Annotated in this window: 23 protein-coding genes; 16 read left to right on the top strand and 7 right to left on the bottom strand. The window is 62.8% G+C overall.

What is annotated here, in order from left to right; translation table 11 throughout:
• The 3 genes from H7225_RS03385 to H7225_RS03375 form a co-directional block, all read left to right on the top strand.
• A partial coding sequence (locus H7225_RS03385; protein ID WP_366481283.1) for a winged helix domain-containing protein occupies positions 1-207 on the top strand: 207 nt, incomplete at its 5' end.
• A gap of 31 nt (positions 208-238) precedes the next feature.
• On the top strand, positions 239-766 hold the full coding sequence (locus tag H7225_RS03380) for a hypothetical protein (RefSeq protein WP_290659380.1): 528 nt from the start codon (positions 239-241) through the stop codon (positions 764-766).
• 158 nt (positions 767-924) lie between these two features.
• Positions 925-1,167, top strand: a complete 243-nt coding sequence (locus tag H7225_RS03375; protein WP_290659379.1) for a hypothetical protein — start codon at positions 925-927, stop codon at positions 1,165-1,167.
• Between the two features lie 148 nt (positions 1,168-1,315).
• Here the strand turns inward: H7225_RS03375 and bamC are convergent, their stop codons facing one another.
• The 6 genes from bamC to fliE all read right to left on the bottom strand — a co-directional run bounded on the left by bamC (position 1,316) and on the right by fliE (position 6,130).
• Positions 1,316-2,440 carry an outer membrane protein assembly factor BamC gene (gene bamC / locus H7225_RS03370; protein WP_290659378.1) on the bottom strand — a complete coding sequence of 375 codons (1,125 nt, stop codon included), beginning with the start codon at positions 2,438-2,440 and terminating at the stop codon, positions 1,316-1,318.
• 94 nt (positions 2,441-2,534) lie between these two features.
• Complete coding sequence (gene dapA / locus H7225_RS03365; protein ID WP_290659377.1) at positions 2,535-3,416, bottom strand: 4-hydroxy-tetrahydrodipicolinate synthase; 882 nt, start codon at positions 3,414-3,416, stop codon at positions 2,535-2,537.
• A gap of 107 nt (positions 3,417-3,523) precedes the next feature.
• Positions 3,524-4,321 (bottom strand): SDR family oxidoreductase, encoded by a 798-nt coding sequence (locus H7225_RS03360; protein ID WP_290659376.1) that lies wholly within the window; start codon positions 4,319-4,321, stop codon positions 3,524-3,526.
• 8 nt (positions 4,322-4,329) lie between these two features.
• A complete protein-coding gene (locus H7225_RS03355; RefSeq protein ID WP_290659375.1) occupies positions 4,330-4,470 on the bottom strand; it encodes a hypothetical protein in 141 nt (46 codons plus the stop codon).
• A 19-nt stretch (positions 4,471-4,489) separates the two neighbouring features.
• Positions 4,490-5,731: an MFS transporter gene (locus tag H7225_RS03350; protein WP_290659374.1), complete on the bottom strand. Its 1,242-nt coding sequence runs from the start codon at positions 5,729-5,731 to the stop codon at positions 4,490-4,492.
• 48 nt (positions 5,732-5,779) lie between these two features.
• On the bottom strand, positions 5,780-6,130 hold the full coding sequence (gene fliE / locus H7225_RS03345) for a flagellar hook-basal body complex protein FliE (RefSeq protein ID WP_290659373.1): 351 nt from the start codon (positions 6,128-6,130) through the stop codon (positions 5,780-5,782).
• A gap of 206 nt (positions 6,131-6,336) precedes the next feature.
• Between fliE and fliF the strand changes: the two genes are divergently transcribed.
• From fliF to fliR, 13 genes are all read left to right on the top strand, one after another.
• A complete protein-coding gene (fliF, locus tag H7225_RS03340; RefSeq protein ID WP_290659372.1) occupies positions 6,337-8,088 on the top strand; it encodes a flagellar basal-body MS-ring/collar protein FliF in 1,752 nt (583 codons plus the stop codon).
• Positions 8,081-9,076 carry a flagellar motor switch protein FliG gene (gene fliG / locus H7225_RS03335; RefSeq protein WP_290659371.1) on the top strand — a complete coding sequence of 332 codons (996 nt, stop codon included), beginning with the start codon at positions 8,081-8,083 and terminating at the stop codon, positions 9,074-9,076. The genes fliF and fliG overlap by 8 nt, the downstream gene beginning before the upstream one ends.
• Positions 9,063-10,112, top strand: coding sequence for a flagellar assembly protein FliH (locus tag H7225_RS03330; RefSeq protein ID WP_290659370.1), 1,050 nt, complete (start codon positions 9,063-9,065; stop codon positions 10,110-10,112). The genes fliG and H7225_RS03330 overlap by 14 nt, the downstream gene beginning before the upstream one ends.
• Positions 10,109-11,542 (top strand): flagellar protein export ATPase FliI, encoded by a 1,434-nt coding sequence (fliI, locus tag H7225_RS03325; RefSeq protein ID WP_290659369.1) that lies wholly within the window; start codon positions 10,109-10,111, stop codon positions 11,540-11,542. The genes H7225_RS03330 and fliI overlap by 4 nt, the downstream gene beginning before the upstream one ends.
• 1 nt (position 11,543) lies before the next feature.
• Positions 11,544-12,035: a flagellar export protein FliJ gene (fliJ, locus tag H7225_RS03320; RefSeq protein WP_290659368.1), complete on the top strand. Its 492-nt coding sequence runs from the start codon at positions 11,544-11,546 to the stop codon at positions 12,033-12,035.
• Between the two features lie 26 nt (positions 12,036-12,061).
• Positions 12,062-13,459: a flagellar hook-length control protein FliK gene (locus H7225_RS03315; RefSeq protein ID WP_290659367.1), complete on the top strand. Its 1,398-nt coding sequence runs from the start codon at positions 12,062-12,064 to the stop codon at positions 13,457-13,459.
• 141 nt (positions 13,460-13,600) lie between these two features.
• Positions 13,601-14,245: a flagellar basal body-associated FliL family protein gene (locus H7225_RS03310; protein WP_290659366.1), complete on the top strand. Its 645-nt coding sequence runs from the start codon at positions 13,601-13,603 to the stop codon at positions 14,243-14,245.
• Positions 14,246-14,266: 21 nt separating this feature from the next.
• Positions 14,267-15,268, top strand: coding sequence for a flagellar motor switch protein FliM (gene fliM / locus H7225_RS03305; protein ID WP_290659365.1), 1,002 nt, complete (start codon positions 14,267-14,269; stop codon positions 15,266-15,268).
• A complete protein-coding gene (fliN, locus tag H7225_RS03300; protein WP_290659364.1) occupies positions 15,261-15,752 on the top strand; it encodes a flagellar motor switch protein FliN in 492 nt (163 codons plus the stop codon). The genes fliM and fliN overlap by 8 nt, the downstream gene beginning before the upstream one ends.
• Before the next feature lie 24 nt (positions 15,753-15,776).
• Entirely contained in the window at positions 15,777-16,139 is a 363-nt protein-coding gene (locus H7225_RS03295; RefSeq protein WP_290659363.1) for a flagellar biosynthetic protein FliO, read from the top strand.
• A gap of 23 nt (positions 16,140-16,162) precedes the next feature.
• Positions 16,163-16,930 carry a flagellar type III secretion system pore protein FliP gene (fliP, locus tag H7225_RS03290; RefSeq protein WP_290659362.1) on the top strand — a complete coding sequence of 256 codons (768 nt, stop codon included), beginning with the start codon at positions 16,163-16,165 and terminating at the stop codon, positions 16,928-16,930.
• Positions 16,931-16,941: 11 nt separating this feature from the next.
• Complete coding sequence (gene fliQ / locus H7225_RS03285; RefSeq protein ID WP_290659361.1) at positions 16,942-17,211, top strand: flagellar biosynthesis protein FliQ; 270 nt, start codon at positions 16,942-16,944, stop codon at positions 17,209-17,211.
• 3 nt (positions 17,212-17,214) lie between these two features.
• Positions 17,215-17,976: a flagellar biosynthetic protein FliR gene (gene fliR, locus H7225_RS03280; RefSeq protein WP_290659360.1), complete on the top strand. Its 762-nt coding sequence runs from the start codon at positions 17,215-17,217 to the stop codon at positions 17,974-17,976.
• A gap of 28 nt (positions 17,977-18,004) precedes the next feature.
• Here the strand turns inward: fliR and H7225_RS03275 are convergent.
• A partial coding sequence (locus H7225_RS03275) for a TOBE domain-containing protein (protein WP_290659359.1) occupies positions 18,005-18,299 on the bottom strand: 295 nt, incomplete at its 5' end.

Here is an 18,299-nt window from a genome sequence, read left to right as displayed (position 1 = left end):
GACGCCAAAACTCGCATGGTCTACGACGACAAGCGCATTTTTGCCAACGGCGAATCGTGGTTGGCGGCAGGGGCCGATGCACGCTTGATGCGTGCCCTGGCCGATCGCCGTCAACTCAGCGCTTCTGCCGTGGCCAAGGCCGGTGCCGATGCCCGGGAGTTGCTGGACCAGTGGTCGGAGGATGGCTGGTTGCACCCTGACCTGTAGATTATTTGATGGCTGATGGAGGCTGATTGCGATGGACCCCATTGAAATGACGATGCCCGCTGGCGACCCCAGCGAGCCAGCCTTGGGCCGCATTGATGGCTGGCCCGACTTCATTGATCGTGTGCGTGCCGCGATGGCCATGGCGGCGGCCCACCCGGTGCCTTTGTATTTTTGCGATGGCGACTTCAGCCGATGGCCACTGGGTGAGCGCAGCGTGATGGAGGCCTTTCAGCAATGGGGGCTGAACAGCCGCGTGACCCACTGCGTGCTGGTGGCGGCCACGCTGGATGAACTGCCCCGCCGGCATCCGCGCTGGGTGGCTTGGCGAGGCACCTGGGCACACCGCGTGAAATGTTATCTGGCGGATCCGGACCAGGGGCCGTCCTTGATGCCCACCCTGGTGCTTGAAAAACAGCTGGGCTTGCGCTTGCTGGATCCGATTTCAGGGCGGGGTCTGTGGTCTCGCAGGCCCGTTGATCTCAGCGAATGGCGTCAAGAGGCTGATGTTATTTTGCAACGTTGTAGTGAGGCCTTACCTCCGACAACTTTGGGCCTATAGGGAATTGCCCGAAGCACCGTATAATTGCTGTCTGAATGAGTGGCAATTTAACGATTGCCGCACATCCAATGTCACCGCTGCATATTTTTTGGAGCTGTGAGTTTTGCACATAGTTCCATGAACCCCGTTTTTTGACTATTCCTTTTGAGGACACAAGCATGAAAAAGTCGCTCCTGCTGGCTTCGTTGATCGCTGCCATGGCTCTGGCCGCTTGCGGTAAGAAAGCTGAACAATCCGCTGTCGCTGAAGCCGCTTCGGCAGCTTCGGAAGCCGCTTCCGCCGCTTCGGCTGTTGCTGAAGTCGCTTCGGATGCAGCAGCTTCTGTTGCTGCTTCCGCTTCGGAAGCAGCTTCGGCCGTTGTCGAAGCTGCTTCGGCCGCTGCTGACGCTGCCTCGAAGTAATCTGTCCTCGCAGATTTAAAAAGCCGCTCTTCGGAGCGGCTTTTTTACGCCTGTATGCATGACAGCGCTAGGCCAGCATGAAAAAAAGCCCTGGCTGGGTTCTATACCAGCACAGGGCTTTTTGGTGTTGGGTTGGGTCCGCTGTTGATCAGCTGAGCTCGTCCAGCAATTGCTTGGTGATGCGGCGACCGGCGTCCGAAGTCTCGGCTTGGCCCTTGGTGTTCAGCACCTTGATCGCGCTGTTGATGCCCTTGGCGGAGACCTGCACACGGTAGCGCTTCAAGCCATCAGCATTGACGTCTGACGACCCAAACAGGCGAGAGAAGAAGCCTGGCTTGCTCGCGGCGGGATCGTTGCTCGGTGCCAGCCGGATCTCGTAGGTGCCCTGGCTGCGGTCGCGGTCTTCAATCGTGAAGCCGCCACGGTCAAGGGCCAGGCCTACACGGCGCCACACGGTGGCGAAATCGTCATCGGCGGCCAGCGAAACGCCATCGGCTTCCAGCCTGACTCGCGCTGGTGCTGCAGGAGCCGCTGTGCCAGCAGCCACACTGGCTTTCGCGGCAGCAGCCGTGTCCTTGGGCGCGCCCAGCTTGAGCATCAGGCGCGACAGCATTTCTGCCTCCAGGCTGGTGTCGGCCGGACGGGGAACCCATTTGGTCTGGTCCTTGCGAGCGTCTTCGTAGACTTCCTGGGTGCCGCGGTGGGTGATGTAGATCTCGCTGCCTTGTGCGGTGCGTTCGATGCGGGTGCGGAATTGATCGCGCTCGCCGGTGTCGTACAGGCTGTCCAGGATGCCGCCCAGCAGCTTGCGCACACCGCTTTGGGGCAACTTGGCGCGGTTTTCTGACCAGTTGGTTTCCATGAGGCCCGCGTTGGCTTGCTCCATCGGCAACTCAAAGCCCGATTCCAGCCAGAAAGACTTGACCTGTTCCCAGACTTTTTCCGGGGGCAGGGCCACGCTCAGCCAACGGTTCTGGCCGCTGCGCTCCAGCTTGACCAGGCCCGTTTGGGGCGCAGCGACGGTGGCGCTGGCATCAACGCCGCCACTCCGGTCAGGGATGGCCATGCTGCTGGCCGAGACGGTGGACGGCTGCGCCTGCTGACCATACCGGGACTGGCCAGACAACTGGGTCAGGTCGGGCGGCACATCCAGATTCACGGTTTTGACACCGCTGCTGCGGTAGTCCACTTTGTCGCCAGCCAGCACGTTGCTGACGGATGAGCACCCGGTGGTGCTCAGTGCACCGATCAGCGCCAGGCTGAGAGCGGTCACGCGGAGAGGGCTTTGGGTCTTCAACATGGGCAAGGGCATCCGGGGTCAAGTCAATCGGCGCATGGATTGCGCACAGGGCGTGATCCTACAGGGATCACAGCAGGCCGCATTCGCGCAGCGCGGATTCAACGATGGTCTGGCTGGGCTGGGTCAGCGTGGTCAATGGCAAGCGCAGCGCGCCACCGGCCTTGCCCATGCGGGCCAGGGCCCACTTGACGGGGATGGGGTTGGGTTCAACGAACAGGTGCTTGTGCAGCGGCAGCAAGCCCATGTGCAACTCGACCGCGCGCTTGGCATCGCCGGCCATGGCGGCCTTGCACAGTTCGGCCATGCCGCGCGGGGCCACGTTGGCCGTCACGCTGATGTTGCCGTGTCCGCCCAGCAGCATCAGGGCCACGGCGGTGGGGTCGTCGCCCGAGTAAATGCTGAAGCCCTTGGGGGCTTGTTTGATCAGCCAGGCGGCGCGCTCCAGGTTACCGGTGGCTTCCTTCAAGCCGATGATGCCCGGCAGATTGGCCAGGCGCAGCACGGTTTCATGCTGCATGTCGGCCACGGTGCGGCCCGGCACGTTGTACAGCACCACGGGGATGTCCACCGCTTCAACGATGGCCTTGAAGTGCTGGTAGATGCCTTCTTGCGTGGGCTTGTTGTAGTAGGGCACGACCTGCAGGGTGCAGTCGGCGCCGACCTTTTTGGCGTACTCGCTCAACTCGATGGCTTCACGGGTGGAGTTGGCGCCAGCGCCCGCCATGATCGGCACGCGGCCAGCGGCTTGTTCCACGGCCACGCGGATGATTTCGCGGTGCTCTTCGAACGACACGGTGGGCGATTCGCCCGTGGTGCCGACCACGCCGATGCAATTGGTGCCCTCGGCGATGTGCCAATCGATCAGCTTGCGCAGACTGTCGTAGTCAACGCTGCCGTCGTCGTGCAAGGGGGTGATGAGGGCGACGATACTGCCAAAAATGGATTTCATGCTGTTTCCTTCAATCGCGGGATTTTACCCAGCGCGACGGGGTCCTGTGTAAAGGGGGCGGGCGGGGTATGCCCGGGGCCACGTGGCGGAGCGCCTGAACAACACCATCAATGCGGGTGGGCGTCCTGGCTGAGCGCGGCCAGGGCCAGTTTGTCGACCAGGCCTGGCGCGATCAGCTTCATCCAACGCGCCAGCTTGCCTTTGGCTGACATGACGACTTCGCGCTGGCGTTTTTCAGCGCCCACGCGGATGAGGCGGGCGCATTCGTCGATGGACATGGCGCCGCGTTCGTCCAGGCCACTTTTGCCGGCGGCTTGGCCTTGGGCATTGAAGCCCCGGTAGCGGATTTCGGTGGCCACCACGCCCGGGTAGGTGAGGGTGACCGAGACGCCATGCGGCAGCAATTCAACGCGCAGGGCCTCGAAGAAGCCGGTCATGGCGAACTTGGTGGCGCTGTAGGCGGTGCGCCCGGGCACGCCCACCAGGCCCGCCAGGCTGGAGACGACGACGATGCGGCCCTGGCTGGCCTTCAGGTGAGGCAGGGCGGCGTGAGTACACCAGGCACTGCCCCACAGGTTGATGCGCATGAGTTGTTCGTACCAAGCCATGTCGGTCACGTCTTCCAGCAGGGCGTGCGCCGAAATGCCGGCGTTGTTGACCAGGGTGTCGATGCGGCCAAAACGGGCCATGGTGTCGGCGATCAGGCCTCGGCAGGCGTCTTCCTGGCCGACATCGGTGGGGCGCACCAGCACCTGGGCACCAGCTTGGCGGCATTGCTCGGCCACTTGTTCCAGTTTGTCGGCACTGCGGGCCGCCAGCACCAAGGCCAGGTCGGCGCCGTCTTGCCTCGCCATTTGCCGAGCCAGTTCGGCGCCAATGCCATCAGAGGCCCCAGTGATGATCACGACTTGTCTCAAAAGCAACTCCACAGACGCGAGGCCAGGTCAAAGACCAGGTGGCTTCGGAAATACATGAGGAAGACCAGCGCCAGCACAGCGACTGCGCCCAGGCAGGCCAGCCAGTGCCAGGGTCGCCTTGGTGACATGAAGGGCATGGTCATCTCGACTTGGGGATCAGGCCCGGGCCAAGGACCGGCCTGCCGGGGCTTCGTTTTCTTTGACGGGCAGGTTCAGGGCCGCGGCCAGCAAGCCCAGGCCCACGGCCAGCCACCAGACGACATCGTAGCTGCCGGTGGCGTCATACAGGCGCCCACCCAGCCACACGCCCATGAAAGAGCCGATCTGGTGCGAGAAAAACACCAGCGCGCCCAGCATGGACAAATGCTGCACGCCCAACATTTGCGCGACGACGGCATTGGTGGGCGGCACGGTGGACAGCCACAAGGTGCCCATGGCGGCGGCGAACAGGCCCACGCTGAGTGGGCTGAGCGGGGTCAGGATGAAAGCGATCATCACGACTGAGCGCAGGGTGTAAATGGCGGACAGGATCCAGGTCTTGCGCCATTTTTGGCCCAGGGCGCCCGCCACGTAGGTGCCGACCACGTTGAACAGGCCAATCAGGGCCAGGGCGGTGGTGGCCACGGTGGGGTCAAGCTGGTGGTCTTTGAGGTAGCTGGGCAGGTGCACGCCGATGAAGGCCAGCTGGAAGCCGCACACAAAATAGCCGCCCGTCAGCAACAGGTAGCTGGGGTGGGTGAGGGCTTCGCTCAGGGCTTGTCCGGCGGTTTGCTTCAGCTCCGGGTTTTGGATGTTGCGCGCGGTGGCTTCGTCGCGCAATGCTTGGGGGTCATCGCGCAGGCCCCAGGCCAGGGGGATCAACAGCAGCGCGATGCTGGCCAGCACCCACAGGGCCTGTTGCCAGCCCAGGTGGCTGATCAACAGGCTGGACACCGGCACCATCAGGAATTGCCCGAAAGACCCGGCGGCTGCCGTGATGCCCATGGCCCACGAGCGTTTCGCCGGGTCGACATGCCGGCCCAGCACGCCATAGACCACGGCATAGGTGGAGCAGGCCTGCCCCAGGCCCACCAGCACGCCGGTACTCAACATGAACAGGGTGGGGGTGTTGGCCATGGACATGCCCAGCAGGCCGCATCCGTACAGCAGGGCACCTGCCCACAGTACCCAGAAGGCGCCACGGCGGTCGGCCCACCAACCCACGATCGGGCCGGCGGCGCCCCACACCAGGTTTTGCACGGCCATGGCCAGCGAGAACGACTCGCGGCTCCAGCCCCGTTCCATGACGATCGGTTGCAGCCACAGGCCAAAGCCGTGGCGGATGCCCATGGACAGGGTGACGACCAAGGCGCCGCACAGCAGCAGCTGCTTCAATGGCAGTCGGGAATCTTGGCGCATGAGGAGGGTGCCCGGCCAGGGGCGGTGGGTTGAACAGAGGCGGGTCGGTCAGACCTGCATGTTCATGATATCCGTGTAAGCCTGAACCAGCTTGTTGCGCACTTGAACAGCCGATTGGAAGCCGAGTTGGGCCTTCTGCATGGAGATCATGGTTTGTTCCAGGCTGACGGTGGGGTTGTCGAACTGCACTTCGCGCTGCATGGACGAGGCCTGATTCTGAGCCTGGCTGACCGAGCCCAGGGCGCTGGAAAAAGCCGCCTGAAAACTGGATTTTTCAACGTTGCCGGTGCCGCCCAGGGCGTCCAGCCGGGTTTTGGCCTGAACGCGCTCGGCGATGTCGGACATGCCGGCTTTGGCAGCGGCCTGTGCGAAATCAAAAGGCTTAAGTTTCAGGTCCATGGTGCCGTTATCTCAGACAAGGCGTGATGCAGTTCACCACGATGCCAATACTAGGCGGTCATGCCTGATTGGAATTTGGGAAGTGCCCTGTAAATCTGCGGCTGTTCCCGGCACTTTTGCCCGCTCTTCCTTCGAATAATGGACGGGTTCTGGCGGGTTTGCGGCATCGTATGGTTTCGATGCGCGACCCAACGCTTCGACCACACATGGAAGTCACCGTCGCACAACCTCAAGCTGTCATCGCATCGCCCAAACAGGTGATCGAACCCACCCCGCCGCTCAACTTCGTTCAGCGCGTGGGGGCTTTGCCCATGCAGCGCAAGTTGATGTTGGGGGGCGGGCTGGCGGCCATCGTCGCCATTTTCATTGCCATGGTGATGTGGGGCAAGCAGGGCGATTTCCGGGTGCTGTACGCCAACTTGTCTGACAAGGACGGTGGCGCGATCGTGGCCGCGCTGCAGCAGATGAACATCCCCTACAAGTACGCCGATGGCGGCGGTGCCATCCTGGTGCCGGCCGACAAGGTGCACGACGTGCGCTTGAAGCTGGCCTCGGCCGGTTTGCCCAAGGGCTCGGTGGTGGGTTTTGAATTGATGGAAACCCAGAAATTCGGCGTGACCCAGTTTCAGGAGCGTTTGAATTTTCAGCGCGGCCTGGAAGGCGAGCTGACCCGCTCGATCCAGACCTTGAATGGCGTGCAAAGCGCCCGTGTGCATCTGGCCTTGCCCAATCAGAACGGCTTCTTCCGCGAGCAGCAAAAGCCGTCGGCTTCTGTGGTGCTGACCTTGTACGCCGGCCGCACCCTGGACCGTGGCCAGGTGGCGGGCATCGTTCACCTGGTGTCGTCCAGCGTGCCGGAAATGGCCATCAAGGCCGTGAGCGTGCTGGACCAGTCCGGTGGCTTGCTGTCGGGCCCGAACGATGGTGTTGACCAGGCGGGCCTGGATACCCAGCAATTGCAGTATGTGCATCAGATCGAGGCCAACTACACGCAACGCATCAAGGACATCCTGGAGCCGGTGCTGGGGCAGAACAACCTGCGCGCGCAGGTCACGGCCGATGTGGACTTCTCGCAGGTTGAATCGACCGCTGAAGAGTACAAACCCAATCAAGGCCAGGCACCCGCTTCTGTGCGCAGCCAGCAAAGCAACGAGCAATCGGGCAGTGGCGCGGCCACACCTTCCGGTGTGCCGGGCGCGGCCAGTAACCAGCCTCCTACACCCGCCACGGCACCGGTGAATGGCACCGCACAAGCTTTGCAAGCAGGCCAGGGCGCAGGTGGCACCGCGGGCACCAGCCGTCGCGAGGCCGTCACCAACTACGAGGTCGACAAGACCGTGCGTGTGACGCGCAATGCCACCGGTTCGATCAAGCGCCTGAACGCCGCTGTGGTGCTGAACAGCCGCTCGGTGACCGATGCCAAGGGCAAGACCACGGTGCAGCCGATCAGCCCTGAAGAGTTGGACAAGTTGACGTCGCTGGTGCGCGAGACGATTGGCTTCAACGAACAGCGTGGCGATTCGGTCAAGCTGATCAACACGCCTTTCCAGGTGGTGAAAAACGAGCCCGACAACACGCCGTTCTGGAAGAGTCCTGAGACGGTGGACCTGTTGCGCACGCTGGCCGTGCCCGGCGCCTTGACCTTGGCGGCGCTGATCGTGGTGTTTGGCGCAATCCGCCCGGCCATCAAGGCGGCCCAGCCGCTGTCGGTTGAAGAAAACAAAAAATCCAAATTGAACGCGGTGGTCGATGACGTGCAAGAGCTGCCTGGCTTGCAAACGATCCCGCCCGGCATGGTGATGGGCCCGAACGGCCAGCTGTTGCCGGCCCTGGGCGCACCCACGGGTGATGCACGCCTGGAAGCGGCACGTCAGTTGGCGCGGGAAAACCCCGCGGCCATGGCTGGCGTGATGCGCGATTGGATGGCTGGTGAGTCAAGGACGAATAAACATGGATGACAAAGGACTCGAAGACGCCGCCATCTTGCTCATGTCACTGGGCGAGGAAGGGGCGGCCGAGGTCTTTAAACACCTGGAGCCCAAGGAAGTGCAGGGCCTGGGTGAAACGATCGCCAAACTCAAGTCGGTGCCGCGCGACCGCGTCGAAAAGGTGTTGACGCGTTTTGCCGGCGATTCAAACGATTTGGGCGTGCTGGTGCCCGACACCGACGAGTACATCAAGGCGGTGTTACGCAAGGCCCTGGGCGAAGAAAAAGCCAACCTGCTGCTCGACCGGATCATCCAGGGCAGCGATGTCACGGGCATCGAAAGTCTGAAGTGGATGGACGCTGCTTCGGTGGCCGAACTGCTACGCAACGAGCATCCGCAGATCGTGGCGGCCATCTTGGTTCACTTGGACCCTGATCAGGGTTCATCGGTGCTGAAGTCGTTCTCGGACCGCCACCGCAACGAAGTGATGGTGCGCATTGCCACGCTGGATGGCATCCAGCCATCGGCCCTGAAAGACCTGAACGACGTGCTGTCGCGCGTGCTGGCAGGTGGTTCTCAGATCCGAAAATCTTCGCTGGGTGGTGTTAAGCCGGCTGCGGAAATCATCAACCTGATGGGCTCCAGCCTGGAGACCTCGGTGCTGGACTACATCCGCGAAAGCGACGCGGACCTGGCCCAGAAGATCATGGACAACATGTTCACCTTCGACGACCTGGGCAAGCTGGACGACAAGGGCTTTCAGACGCTGCTCAAGGAAGTGCAGACCGAGTCGCTCATCATTGCGCTCAAGGGTGCCACGCCAGAGATTCGCGAGAAGATATTCAAGAACATGTCCAGCCGTGCCTCCGAGACGCTGCGCGAAGACCTGGATTCACGTGGCCCGGTCAAGCTGTCCGAGGTTGAACGTGAGCAGAAGGAAATGCTCAAGATCGTTCGCCGCCTGGCCGACGAAGGCCAGATAAACATGGCCAGCGGAGGCGACGATGAGTACGTCTAAGCCGGTGCCGCCAAGTGGCGGCAACAACAACGGTGCCAACGGCAGTGGGGGCAATGGCAGCAATGTGCCGAACTCCTACACGCGCTTCATCCCGCGTGAAGAGTTGGGGTCGTTTGCGGCCTGGAACCCACAACCTTTTGAAAAGCCTGCAGCCGACAAGGGCGATCCTGGCGGCGAATCGGGTGTTCGCAAGCAGTCTTTTTCGGAGCGTGCCGCTGCCAGCGTGCCTCTGACCGTCAAGGCGACGGCCGGGGCCGCCAACGCCAAACCGGCAGCGGGCACCGCCCGGCCAGTGCCCAAGGCAGCTGCGCCCAACGCGAATGTCACCAGCCTCAAACGCCAACCACTTGTGGGTGGCATGCCGGGCGAGGAAGCCCCGCCCGCGCCCGAGCCGCCCGCGCCACCAGCGCGCCTGGCCAATGTGGAAGAGTTGGTCGACAAGGCCCACAAGTCCGGCTACCAGGATGGCTACCGCAATGGCCTGATCGCGCTGGAGAGCTACAAGCAGACCCAGGCGGCGCAACTGGCCGCCTACATGAACGACCAGATCGGTGCGCTGGCGTCTGACTTTCACCACCGCCTTGAATCGCTGGAACAGCAACTGGCTGGCCGGATTGCCGGCGTGGCGCTGGAGTTGGCCCGCCAGGTGGTGCGCAGCGAACTGGACCAACGCCCTGAAGCCGTGCTGACGGTGGCCGAAGAAGCCTTGAGCGTGCTGCTGTCGTCCGCCAAGCAGATCGTGGTGCGGCTGAACCCCGACGACCACGCGTTGGCGCAAGGTTCGCTGACCGATGTGCTGCAGGCCCGTGGTGCGCGCCTGATGCCCGACGCCGCCGTGACACGCGGTGGCTGCGTGGTCGAGTCCGACATCGCTGTCGTGGATGCCAGCGTGGAAGCGCGCTGGTTCCGCGCCGCCGCCGCGATGGGGAGCCAAACCGAATGGCATGGCGGGCACGAGTCGCCCTACACGCCAGTGGACACGGGCGACAGCACCGACATGACCGATGAACTGCCTAGTACCGGAGATACCGCATGAACATGCCCATTCGCGCCGCCGGCCAAGGCGTGGCCATGGACCGCTGGAACCGTTTTCTGGGCGACCTGGACGCCTGCGCCAGCACACCCGTGCCGCTGGAAAACCAGGGCAAGCTGGTCCGCGTGGCCGGCCTGGTGCTGGAAGCCGCTGGCCTGCGGTTGCCGGTGGGCGCTGTCTGTGAAATCCATTCTGAAACCCGCCTTGAAACCCAGCCCGTGCTGGCCGAGGTGGTGGGCTTTGCGGGCGACCGCGCCTACCTGATGCCGACGGCTGAAGCGCACGGTTTGTCCAGCGGCGCCCGCGTGGTGCCGCGCGCCATCCCGATCAACCCGCCTTTGCTGGGCCGCCCGAACCACCCCTGGCGCCGCAGCGAAGACCGCACTCGTCACCTGCCCATCGGCAGCGGCCTACTGGGCCGCGTGGTCAATGCCCATGGTGAACCCCTGGACCGCCACGGCCCCTTGAACCATGTGCGCAGCGAGCCCCTGGTGCGTCGCCCCATGAACGCCATGGAGCGCGACCCGGTGCGCTTGCCGCTGGACACCGGCGTGCGTGCCATCAACACCATGCTGACGGTGGGGCGCGGTCAGCGCATCGGCTTGTTCGCCGGCTCCGGCGTCGGTAAATCGGTGCTGCTGGGCATGATGGCGCGCTACACGCAGGCCGACGTCATCCTGGTGGGCCTGATCGGCGAACGGGGCCGTGAAGTCAAGGAGTTCATTGAGGACATCCTGGGCGAAGACGGCCTGGCCCGCTCGGTGGTGGTGGCCGCACCTGCGGATGCACCCCCATTGACGCGCATGCAGGGCGCGAACTACGCTACCGCCGTGGCTGAACACTTTCGCGACCAGGGTCTGCACGTGTTGTTGTTGATGGATTCGCTCACCCGCTACGCCATGGCCCAGCGCGAAATCGCCCTGGCCATTGGCGAGCCGCCTGCCACGAAGGGCTATCCGCCTTCGTGCTTTGCCAAGCTGCCCCAACTGGTGGAGCGCAGCGGCAATGGCCTGAACGGCCATGGCTCGATCACCGCGTTCTACACCGTGCTGTCCGAGGGCGATGACCAGCAAGATCCCATTGCTGACGCAGCCCGCGCCATTTTGGACGGCCACATCGTGCTCTCGCGCGACCTGGCCGAGGCGGGGCACTTCCCGGCCATTGACATCGAAAAATCAGCCTCACGCGTGATGAACAACGTGGCCAGCAGCGAACACATCGATTCTGCCCGCCGTTTCAGGCAACTTTGGTCCAAATACAGCAAGGCCAAGGATTTGATCCAACTGGGCGCCTATGTGCCCGGACACGACCGCGACCTGGACCTGGCCGTGAATTTGCACCCGGCCATGGTGGCCATGCTCCAACAAGACATGCATTTGCCCGAGCGCCTGGACGACAGCGTCGAGCTGCTTCGTCAGATCGTGAGCGATTGACATGAGCACGATCCAACCCCTGTTGATGCTGCTTGATTCGGCCGCGAGGGCCCGGGACGATGCCATCTCGCAAATGGAAAACGCGCGCCGAACCCACGAGGCTGCGCGCCGGCAGGCCCAGTCCCTGGCGGATTGGCGCAAGGAATACCAGCAGCGTTGGAGTTCCCAGTTCGCCAAATCGGGCGGGGTGGAAATCATGCGCTGCTACCAGGACTTCACCGCGCGCCTGGGCGATGCGGTGTCCGAGCAGGACAAGCGGGTTGACCAAGCGGCGCTGTTCATGGAGCAATGCCGCCTGCAACTGATCGAGCGCGAACGCAAGGTGGCCGCCGTTGGCCAACTGATCGACCGGCGCCAGCTTGAATCGGCGCAGCGCGAACAGCGCCGCGATCAGAAAGCCACCGATGAGCAGGCCGCGCGCGCGGGCCGAGGTGGATCGCCACTGTCTTCGTGCATGGGCTCGGCCACCAGCTTCATGCCGACGTCTTATTGAATTGAATGATCTTGAAAGGTTGTGACATGAACGGTCCCCTCAACGCCACCAACTCTGGCAAATCAGGCACCACCAACAGCACGGCGACCGATTGGGCGGCGAAGTTGTCCTCATCGTCCAACCCGGCGAGTGGCACCGATCAGGCCGCCATGCAGTCCGATTTTTCGCGCTGGATGGCCCGCGCTGCGGCGGCCACGACTCAGCCTTCGGCCACGGCGGCCCAGTTGTCGGCCAATGCCGCTGCGCCCGCCAAAGCCAGCGCAGGGCAGGGCACGTCGTCCACCTCGGTGGAGGCGCGCCATGCCCTGGCACGCGCTCAGGCCAATGCCGCGCAGGCCAAGCGCCAGGCCCCGGTGAGCCATTCAGAGACGGCGCACGCGCCCAAAGCAGACAAGCCCAAGACGGCCGCCAGCGATGCGAACAGGTCTGCCAATACCGAGGCGGCCAGGGGCAAGGCCAAAGAAGGTGCTGACAAGGCCGATCGCAGCAACGATGCTGGCCAGGACCGGGCGCCTTTGGACGAAGGCAAAGTGGCCGCCGCGCAAAGCGAAGTCGCGGCCAAGGACCAGCCATCGGCCGAAAGCGCCGTCTCCAGCGATCCTTCGTCGATGCTGGCCTGGCTGGCCAGCCTGACGCACGGTGCGGCTAAAACGGCGGTGCTGGGCGGCGGCGGCCAAAACGCCGGTGTGGAGGCTGACGCCGCGCCATTGCAAGCCAAGGATGGCGCCTCGCCGGTTGGTGCTGCGGGCCACGACCCGCTGGCGGCCATGAACACCGCCAACGACAAAGGCGCCGTTGATGTCTCGACTCTGCAAGCCGCCGAAGGCCGCCTGGCCGTGCCGGATGGCGCAGCCGACTCGTCGGCCAAGGACGCCGACTTTGCCAGCTCCTTGTCCACCGAAATGATGCGCGGCCTGGCCGGCAAAACCGCCGAAGCCAGCGCCACGGCCCCCACCAGTGCCACCTTGGCCCCTGCGGTCAACAGCCCCGAGTTTCCGCAAGCCCTGGCCGACCGTGTCGGCATGTGGGTGAACGCCGTGGGCGAAGACGGCACGATGTCGGCTGAGCTGCACCTCAATCCTGCCGAGATGGGCCCCATCAGCGTGAAGATTTCACTGGATGGCCAGTCGGCGCAGGTTGATTTTGCGGCGGCCAACCTTGAAACCAGGCGTGCCATTGAGGCCAGCTTGTCGATGTTGTCCGCCTCGTTGGACGACGCCGGTTTCAGCCTGGGTGGCTCGGGCGTGTCCGATCAGTCGCCCCAGCAACAGTTCAACCAGGCCTCGGGTCAGCCTGGTGGCGCCTCGGCCTGGGGTGGTGGGCCTGCGGGCCTGGAGTCGTCGGGTGGTGAATCACACGAAGGGCGCATGGTCGCCGCGGCCGACCAGGCGGGGCGACGAGGTGGCCTTGACCTGTATGCATAGGACTGGGCCTGCCCTGTCCAGAATCGCGCGGATTTCACATCGCTTATCGGTTCTTCAGTTTGGCCCTGACTTCTAATAATCCCATCATGCCTTTTTCGACTTTTTCAGGGTCGAAGGGCTTGAATTTCAGGAGATTTGCGAATGTCAGCTGCTTCCGCTGCGGTGCCTGCCGAAGGCGATGCCCCCAAGAAGGGGCCTAAAAAGCTCATCATCATCATCATCGCGGCCGTGTTGCTGCTGGTGGTGATCGGTGGTGGCGCCGCAGTCTTCGTCATGAAGAAAAACGCCGCTGCGGCTGTTGCTGCCGCCGAGGGCGAAGATGCCGACGCCGCCGATGGCGATCACGCCAAAGAGTCGCCCAAGCCCAAGCACGCCAAGGACGAGCACGCCCCCCCCCCGGCCTTTGTGCCGCTGGATCCGTTCATCGTCAACCTGGCCGACAAGGAAACCGAACGCTTTGCCCAGATTGGCCTGACCTTGCAGGTCGATGACGCCAAGGTGGCGGAAGAGATCAAGACTTACATGCCGGCCATCCGCAATGCGGTGCTGATGCTCTTGTCGCACAAGACTTCCGAACAATTGCTGACCCAGGCGGGCAAGGAAAAGCTGGCCGAGGAGATCCGCCGCGATGCCGCGCGTGCCATGGGCTATGAGATCGAGGAGCCTGAAGATCGGGTGGTCACCGATGAAGAAGCGGCCCCCAAGAAGAAAAAGAAGAAGAAAAAGAAGGTCGAGCAGTACAACCCGATCGTCAAAGTCAACTATGCCAACTTCATCGTTCAGTGAGCCAACCGCAGTAGCCAGGCCATGAATCAGCAAATCCTCTCGCAAGATGAAGTTGACGCCCTCCTGCAAGGCATCACTGGTGAGAGCCAGAAGCTGGAGCAGGAAGACGAGCCCAAAGAGGGCATCCGCGACTACAACATCGCGAATCAGGAACGCATTGTTCGCGGGCGCATGCCCACGATGGAAATCGTCAACGAGCGCTTTGCCCGCAACATCCGCCTCGGCCTGTTCAACCTGATCCGCAAGTCGCCTGAAGTGTCGGTGGGCGGCATCAAGGTGCAAAAGTACAGCGCCTTTTTGCGCGAGATCGTGGTGCCCACCAACTTCAACATCATGGCCATCCGCCCCCTGCGCGGCTCGGGCCTGGTGGTGTGCGACCCGACGCTGGTTTTTGCGGTGATCGACTCGCTGTTTGGCGGCGCCGGCAAGTACCACACACGCATCGAAGGGCGTGATTTCTCGCCCACCGAACAGCGCATCATCCTGCGCCTGATCGAGGTCATCTGCGAAGAGTACAAAAAGGCCTGGCGCGGCATCTACCCGCTGGAGATGGATTATCAACGCTCTGAGATGCAGCCTCAGTTCGCCACCATCGCTACCCCGGCCGAGATCGTGGTGTGCTGCTCATTCACGCTGGAAATCGGCGATGCCAGCGGCACCATCCACATCTGCATTCCCTATGCCACGCTGGAGCCGATCCGGGACATCCTGTTCTCGTCGATCCAGGGTGATTCGGCCGAACCTGATCGCCGCTGGGTGAAGTTGCTGACGCAGCAGATCCAGTCGGCCGAGGTGCAGCTGGTGGCCGAGATGGCCCATGCCCCTGCCACGGTGGAGCAATTGTTGGCCCTCAAGCCCGGTGATTTCATCGAGCTGGACCTTGAAAAACTCATTGAAGCCAAGGTGGAAGGTGTCCCCATCCTGCAGTGCTACTACGGCACTTCAAACGGCAAATACGCCTTGCGCATTGACAAGCTACTGACCACGGCCAGCCATGGCTGGCTTGGAGAACAAAATGTCTGATACCGAACCCGAATCGATTCCCTCAGAGGCCCCTCCTGGCGAGGAACAGGATGCGATGGCGGCAGAGTGGGAGGCCGCGCTGGCGCAGCAGACCACGCCGGCCGCGTCCACCGATGACATCTTCGGATCGGCCAGCGAAGTGACCAGCCCCGCTCCCCAAGGCACGTCGGCCGCCTTTGCCAATTTCGCGGCGGCCTCGTCGATCAACCCGGCGGGCAATGACATCAACATGATCCTGGACATCCCCGTTCAGCTGACGGTGGAGTTGGGACGCACGCGCATCCCCATCAAGAACATCCTGCAACTGGCGCAGGGTTCGGTGGTGGAGCTGGACGCGATGGCCGGCGAACCCATGGACGTGCTGGTCAACGGCTTCCTCATTGCGCAAGGTGAAGTGGTGGTGGTGAACGACAAGTTTGGCATCCGACTGACCGACATCGTGACCCCGTCCGAACGCATGCGCCGCCTGAGTCGCGGCAATTGACCAGACCAACACAAGGAGACACACATGCAATCAACAGGAATGCTGATTTTCTGGTTCGTGTTCATCGTGGCCATGATCCCCTTGAGCTTGTACATGCTGAAGAAATCCGGCCTGGCCAAGGGCCGAATGGGCGCGGGCGATGCGGTGCTCAAGACCGTGAGCCAGTTGTCACTGGGCCCCAGCCAGCGCATCGTCACCATCGAATTGGGCGCTGGCGATCAAAAAACCTGGTTGGTGTTGGGCGTCACGGCGCAAAGCATCACAGCACTGCACATGTTGCAGCCCACGCAGGACAGCCAGGAACAGGCAGAACGCCAGGGAGCCGCGTCGACGTTCCCAATCTTGCTCAAGCGTGCTTCAGACATCGCTGAGCGCCCCAAGGTTTGACGAGCGACCGACCAGGACACCCCATGCATTTTTCGAAGCGATTGAAGGCCACGGCCTTGGCCTTGGGCCTGGCTGCGTGCTCCGTGGCCGCGGTGGCCCAGACCGTGCCCACGCCAGGCGGTGGTTTGCCCTTGCTGATCGGGCAGGGCGCCGGTGGCACCAACTATTCGGTGCCCATCCAGACCTTGCTGTTCTTCACGGCACTGAGCTTTTTGCCCGCGCTGTTGCTGATGATGACGGGCTTCACGCGCATCGTCATCGTGCTGAGCCTGATGCGCCAGGCCATTGGTGCGCAAGCCGCACCGCCCAATCAAGTTATCGTCGGCTTGTCGTTGTTCTTGACGCTTTTCGTCATGGGCCCCACGCTGGACAAGGTCTACAAAGACGCCTACGAGCCCTTTGCCGCCAACCAGATCAGCTTCAGCGATGCGCTGGACCGTGGCCAAGGCCCCATGCGCCAGTTCATGCTCAAGCAAACGCGCCAGTCCGACCTGGGCTTGTTCGTGCGCCTGGCCAAGATCGAAGGCGACGTCAAGCCCGAGTCCGTGCCGCTGCGTGTGCTGGTGCCGGCCTTCGTCACCAGTGAACTCAAGTCCGCCTTCCAGATCGGCTTCCTGATCTTCATCCCCTTCCTGGTGATCGACATGATCGTGGCCAGTGTGCTGATGAGCTTGGGGATGATGATGCTGTCGCCGGTGATGGTGGCCTTGCCTTTCAAGCTCATGTTGTTCGTGTTGGCCGATGGCTGGAACCTGCTCTTGGGTTCACTGGCCGCCAGCTTTGCACAGTAGGGACGCAAGCCATGGATCCACAACAAGTCCTGACCATTGGCCGCGATGGCCTGTTGGTGTTGCTCACCGTGTGCGCGCCCATCCTGATGGTGGTGCTGGCCGTGGGCCTGATCGTCAGCATCTTCCAAGCGGCCACGCAAATCCACGAAGCGACCTTGTCCTTCGTGCCCAAGCTGCTGGCCGCGTTTGCCACACTGGGCATTGCCGGCCCGTGGATGCTCAGCACCTTGGTGGACTACATCCAGCAAGTCCTGCAATCGATCCCCAGCGTGGTGGGCTGAACGGTGATCACCTTCAGCGAAGCGCAGGTGATGGCGTGGATCACGCCGTGGCTGTGGCCTTTCTTTCGCGTGATGGGCTTGTTCACCTCGGCACCGATTTTGTCGATGCGCGCCATCCCCCGGCGTGTTCGCATGGGCCTGGGCCTGTTGATCGTGGTGGCCGCCCAGCCCACCTTGCCCCCCATGCCCGTGGTGGCGCTGAACTCGCCCGAAGCCTTGATGGTGTTAGCGCAGCAAGTGCTGATCGGCCTGACCATGGGCTTTGCCGCCCGCGTGGTGTTTGCCGCCATCGAGTTCGCCGGTGAAATCGTAGGTCTGCAAATGGGCTTGAACTTCGCCAGCTTTTTTGACCCGATGAGCGGTGGGCAGGCCACGGCAGTGAGCCGCTTTTATGGCACTTGCGCCGCGTGGCTGTTCGTGGTCATGAACGGGCACCTCATGCTGACCGCAGCGGTGGTGCACAGCTTCGACACCTTCCCCGTGTCCCCGCAGCCCTTGGCCTTCTTGAGCGTGATCCAGCCTCAGGTCTGGGGGGCCGAGATCTTCAAGATCGGCCTGTGGGTGTCCTTGCCGGTGGTGGCCATGCTGTCGCTGGTCAACCTGGTGATGGGCTTGGTCTCGCGCGTGGCGCCGCAGATGAACATCTTCTCGATTGGCTTTCCGGTGACGCTGGGCGTTGGCCTGACCGGGCTATGGCTGACCTTGCCCATGATGCAGATGCCGCTGACCATGGCGCTGGAGCGCATGCTGGGTTACTTCCAGTAGCGGGCTTGAGTGAAGCGAAGCGCCTAACTCAGACCACGCCGATGATGACGCTGGTCTCTTGGAACAGCACCAGCACATCCAGGCCCTGCGCCAGCTTCAACTTATCAGCACTGTCCCTGCTCACCATGGCCACCATGGTCTGACCACCCTTCAGCCGTACCTGCACTTCCGTGTTCACCGAACCGGTGTGGATGGCCGACACCTGGCCTTGAAGGCTGTTGCGCACCGACAGGCGCATGGGCGAATCGGGCAAAGCCAGGAACACCGAGGGCGCCTTGATCAGCGCCACCGCCTGACGCCCCTTGATCACGCCCAGTTCCTTC

It is taken from the genome of Aquabacterium sp. (genome assembly GCF_014378415.1).
In the GTDB taxonomy this organism is placed as follows: domain Bacteria; phylum Pseudomonadota; class Gammaproteobacteria; order Burkholderiales; family Burkholderiaceae_C; genus Aquabacterium.
This window is presented reverse-complemented; position numbering and strand designations above follow the sequence as displayed.

What these genes read in the sequence shown, in the direction of transcription:
- fliE (WP_290659373.1), bottom strand. Translation starts at nt 6,130, where the DNA reads ATGGACCTGAAACTTAAGCCTTTTGATTTCGCACAGGCCGCTGCCAAA.
- fliG (WP_290659371.1), top strand. Translation starts at nt 8,081, where the DNA reads ATGGATGACAAAGGACTCGAAGACGCCGCCATCTTGCTCATGTCACTG.
- H7225_RS03330 (WP_290659370.1), top strand. Translation starts at nt 9,063, where the DNA reads ATGAGTACGTCTAAGCCGGTGCCGCCAAGTGGCGGCAACAACAACGGT.
- fliJ (WP_290659368.1), top strand. Translation starts at nt 11,544, where the DNA reads ATGAGCACGATCCAACCCCTGTTGATGCTGCTTGATTCGGCCGCGAGG.
- fliP (WP_290659362.1), top strand. Translation starts at nt 16,163, where the DNA reads ATGCATTTTTCGAAGCGATTGAAGGCCACGGCCTTGGCCTTGGGCCTG.
- H7225_RS03375 (WP_290659379.1), top strand. Translation starts at nt 925, where the DNA reads ATGAAAAAGTCGCTCCTGCTGGCTTCGTTGATCGCTGCCATGGCTCTG.
- H7225_RS03315 (WP_290659367.1), top strand. Translation starts at nt 12,062, where the DNA reads ATGAACGGTCCCCTCAACGCCACCAACTCTGGCAAATCAGGCACCACC.
- dapA (WP_290659377.1), bottom strand. Translation starts at nt 3,416, where the DNA reads ATGAAATCCATTTTTGGCAGTATCGTCGCCCTCATCACCCCCTTGCAC.
- fliM (WP_290659365.1), top strand. Translation starts at nt 14,267, where the DNA reads ATGAATCAGCAAATCCTCTCGCAAGATGAAGTTGACGCCCTCCTGCAA.
- H7225_RS03350 (WP_290659374.1), bottom strand. Translation starts at nt 5,731, where the DNA reads ATGCGCCAAGATTCCCGACTGCCATTGAAGCAGCTGCTGCTGTGCGGC.
- fliF (WP_290659372.1), top strand. Translation starts at nt 6,337, where the DNA reads ATGGAAGTCACCGTCGCACAACCTCAAGCTGTCATCGCATCGCCCAAA.
- H7225_RS03380 (WP_290659380.1), top strand. Translation starts at nt 239, where the DNA reads ATGGACCCCATTGAAATGACGATGCCCGCTGGCGACCCCAGCGAGCCA.
- fliN (WP_290659364.1), top strand. Translation starts at nt 15,261, where the DNA reads ATGTCTGATACCGAACCCGAATCGATTCCCTCAGAGGCCCCTCCTGGC.
- H7225_RS03355 (WP_290659375.1), bottom strand. Translation starts at nt 4,470, where the DNA reads ATGCCCTTCATGTCACCAAGGCGACCCTGGCACTGGCTGGCCTGCCTG.
- fliI (WP_290659369.1), top strand. Translation starts at nt 10,109, where the DNA reads ATGAACATGCCCATTCGCGCCGCCGGCCAAGGCGTGGCCATGGACCGC.
- H7225_RS03295 (WP_290659363.1), top strand. Translation starts at nt 15,777, where the DNA reads ATGCAATCAACAGGAATGCTGATTTTCTGGTTCGTGTTCATCGTGGCC.
- fliQ (WP_290659361.1), top strand. Translation starts at nt 16,942, where the DNA reads ATGGATCCACAACAAGTCCTGACCATTGGCCGCGATGGCCTGTTGGTG.
- H7225_RS03310 (WP_290659366.1), top strand. Translation starts at nt 13,601, where the DNA reads ATGTCAGCTGCTTCCGCTGCGGTGCCTGCCGAAGGCGATGCCCCCAAG.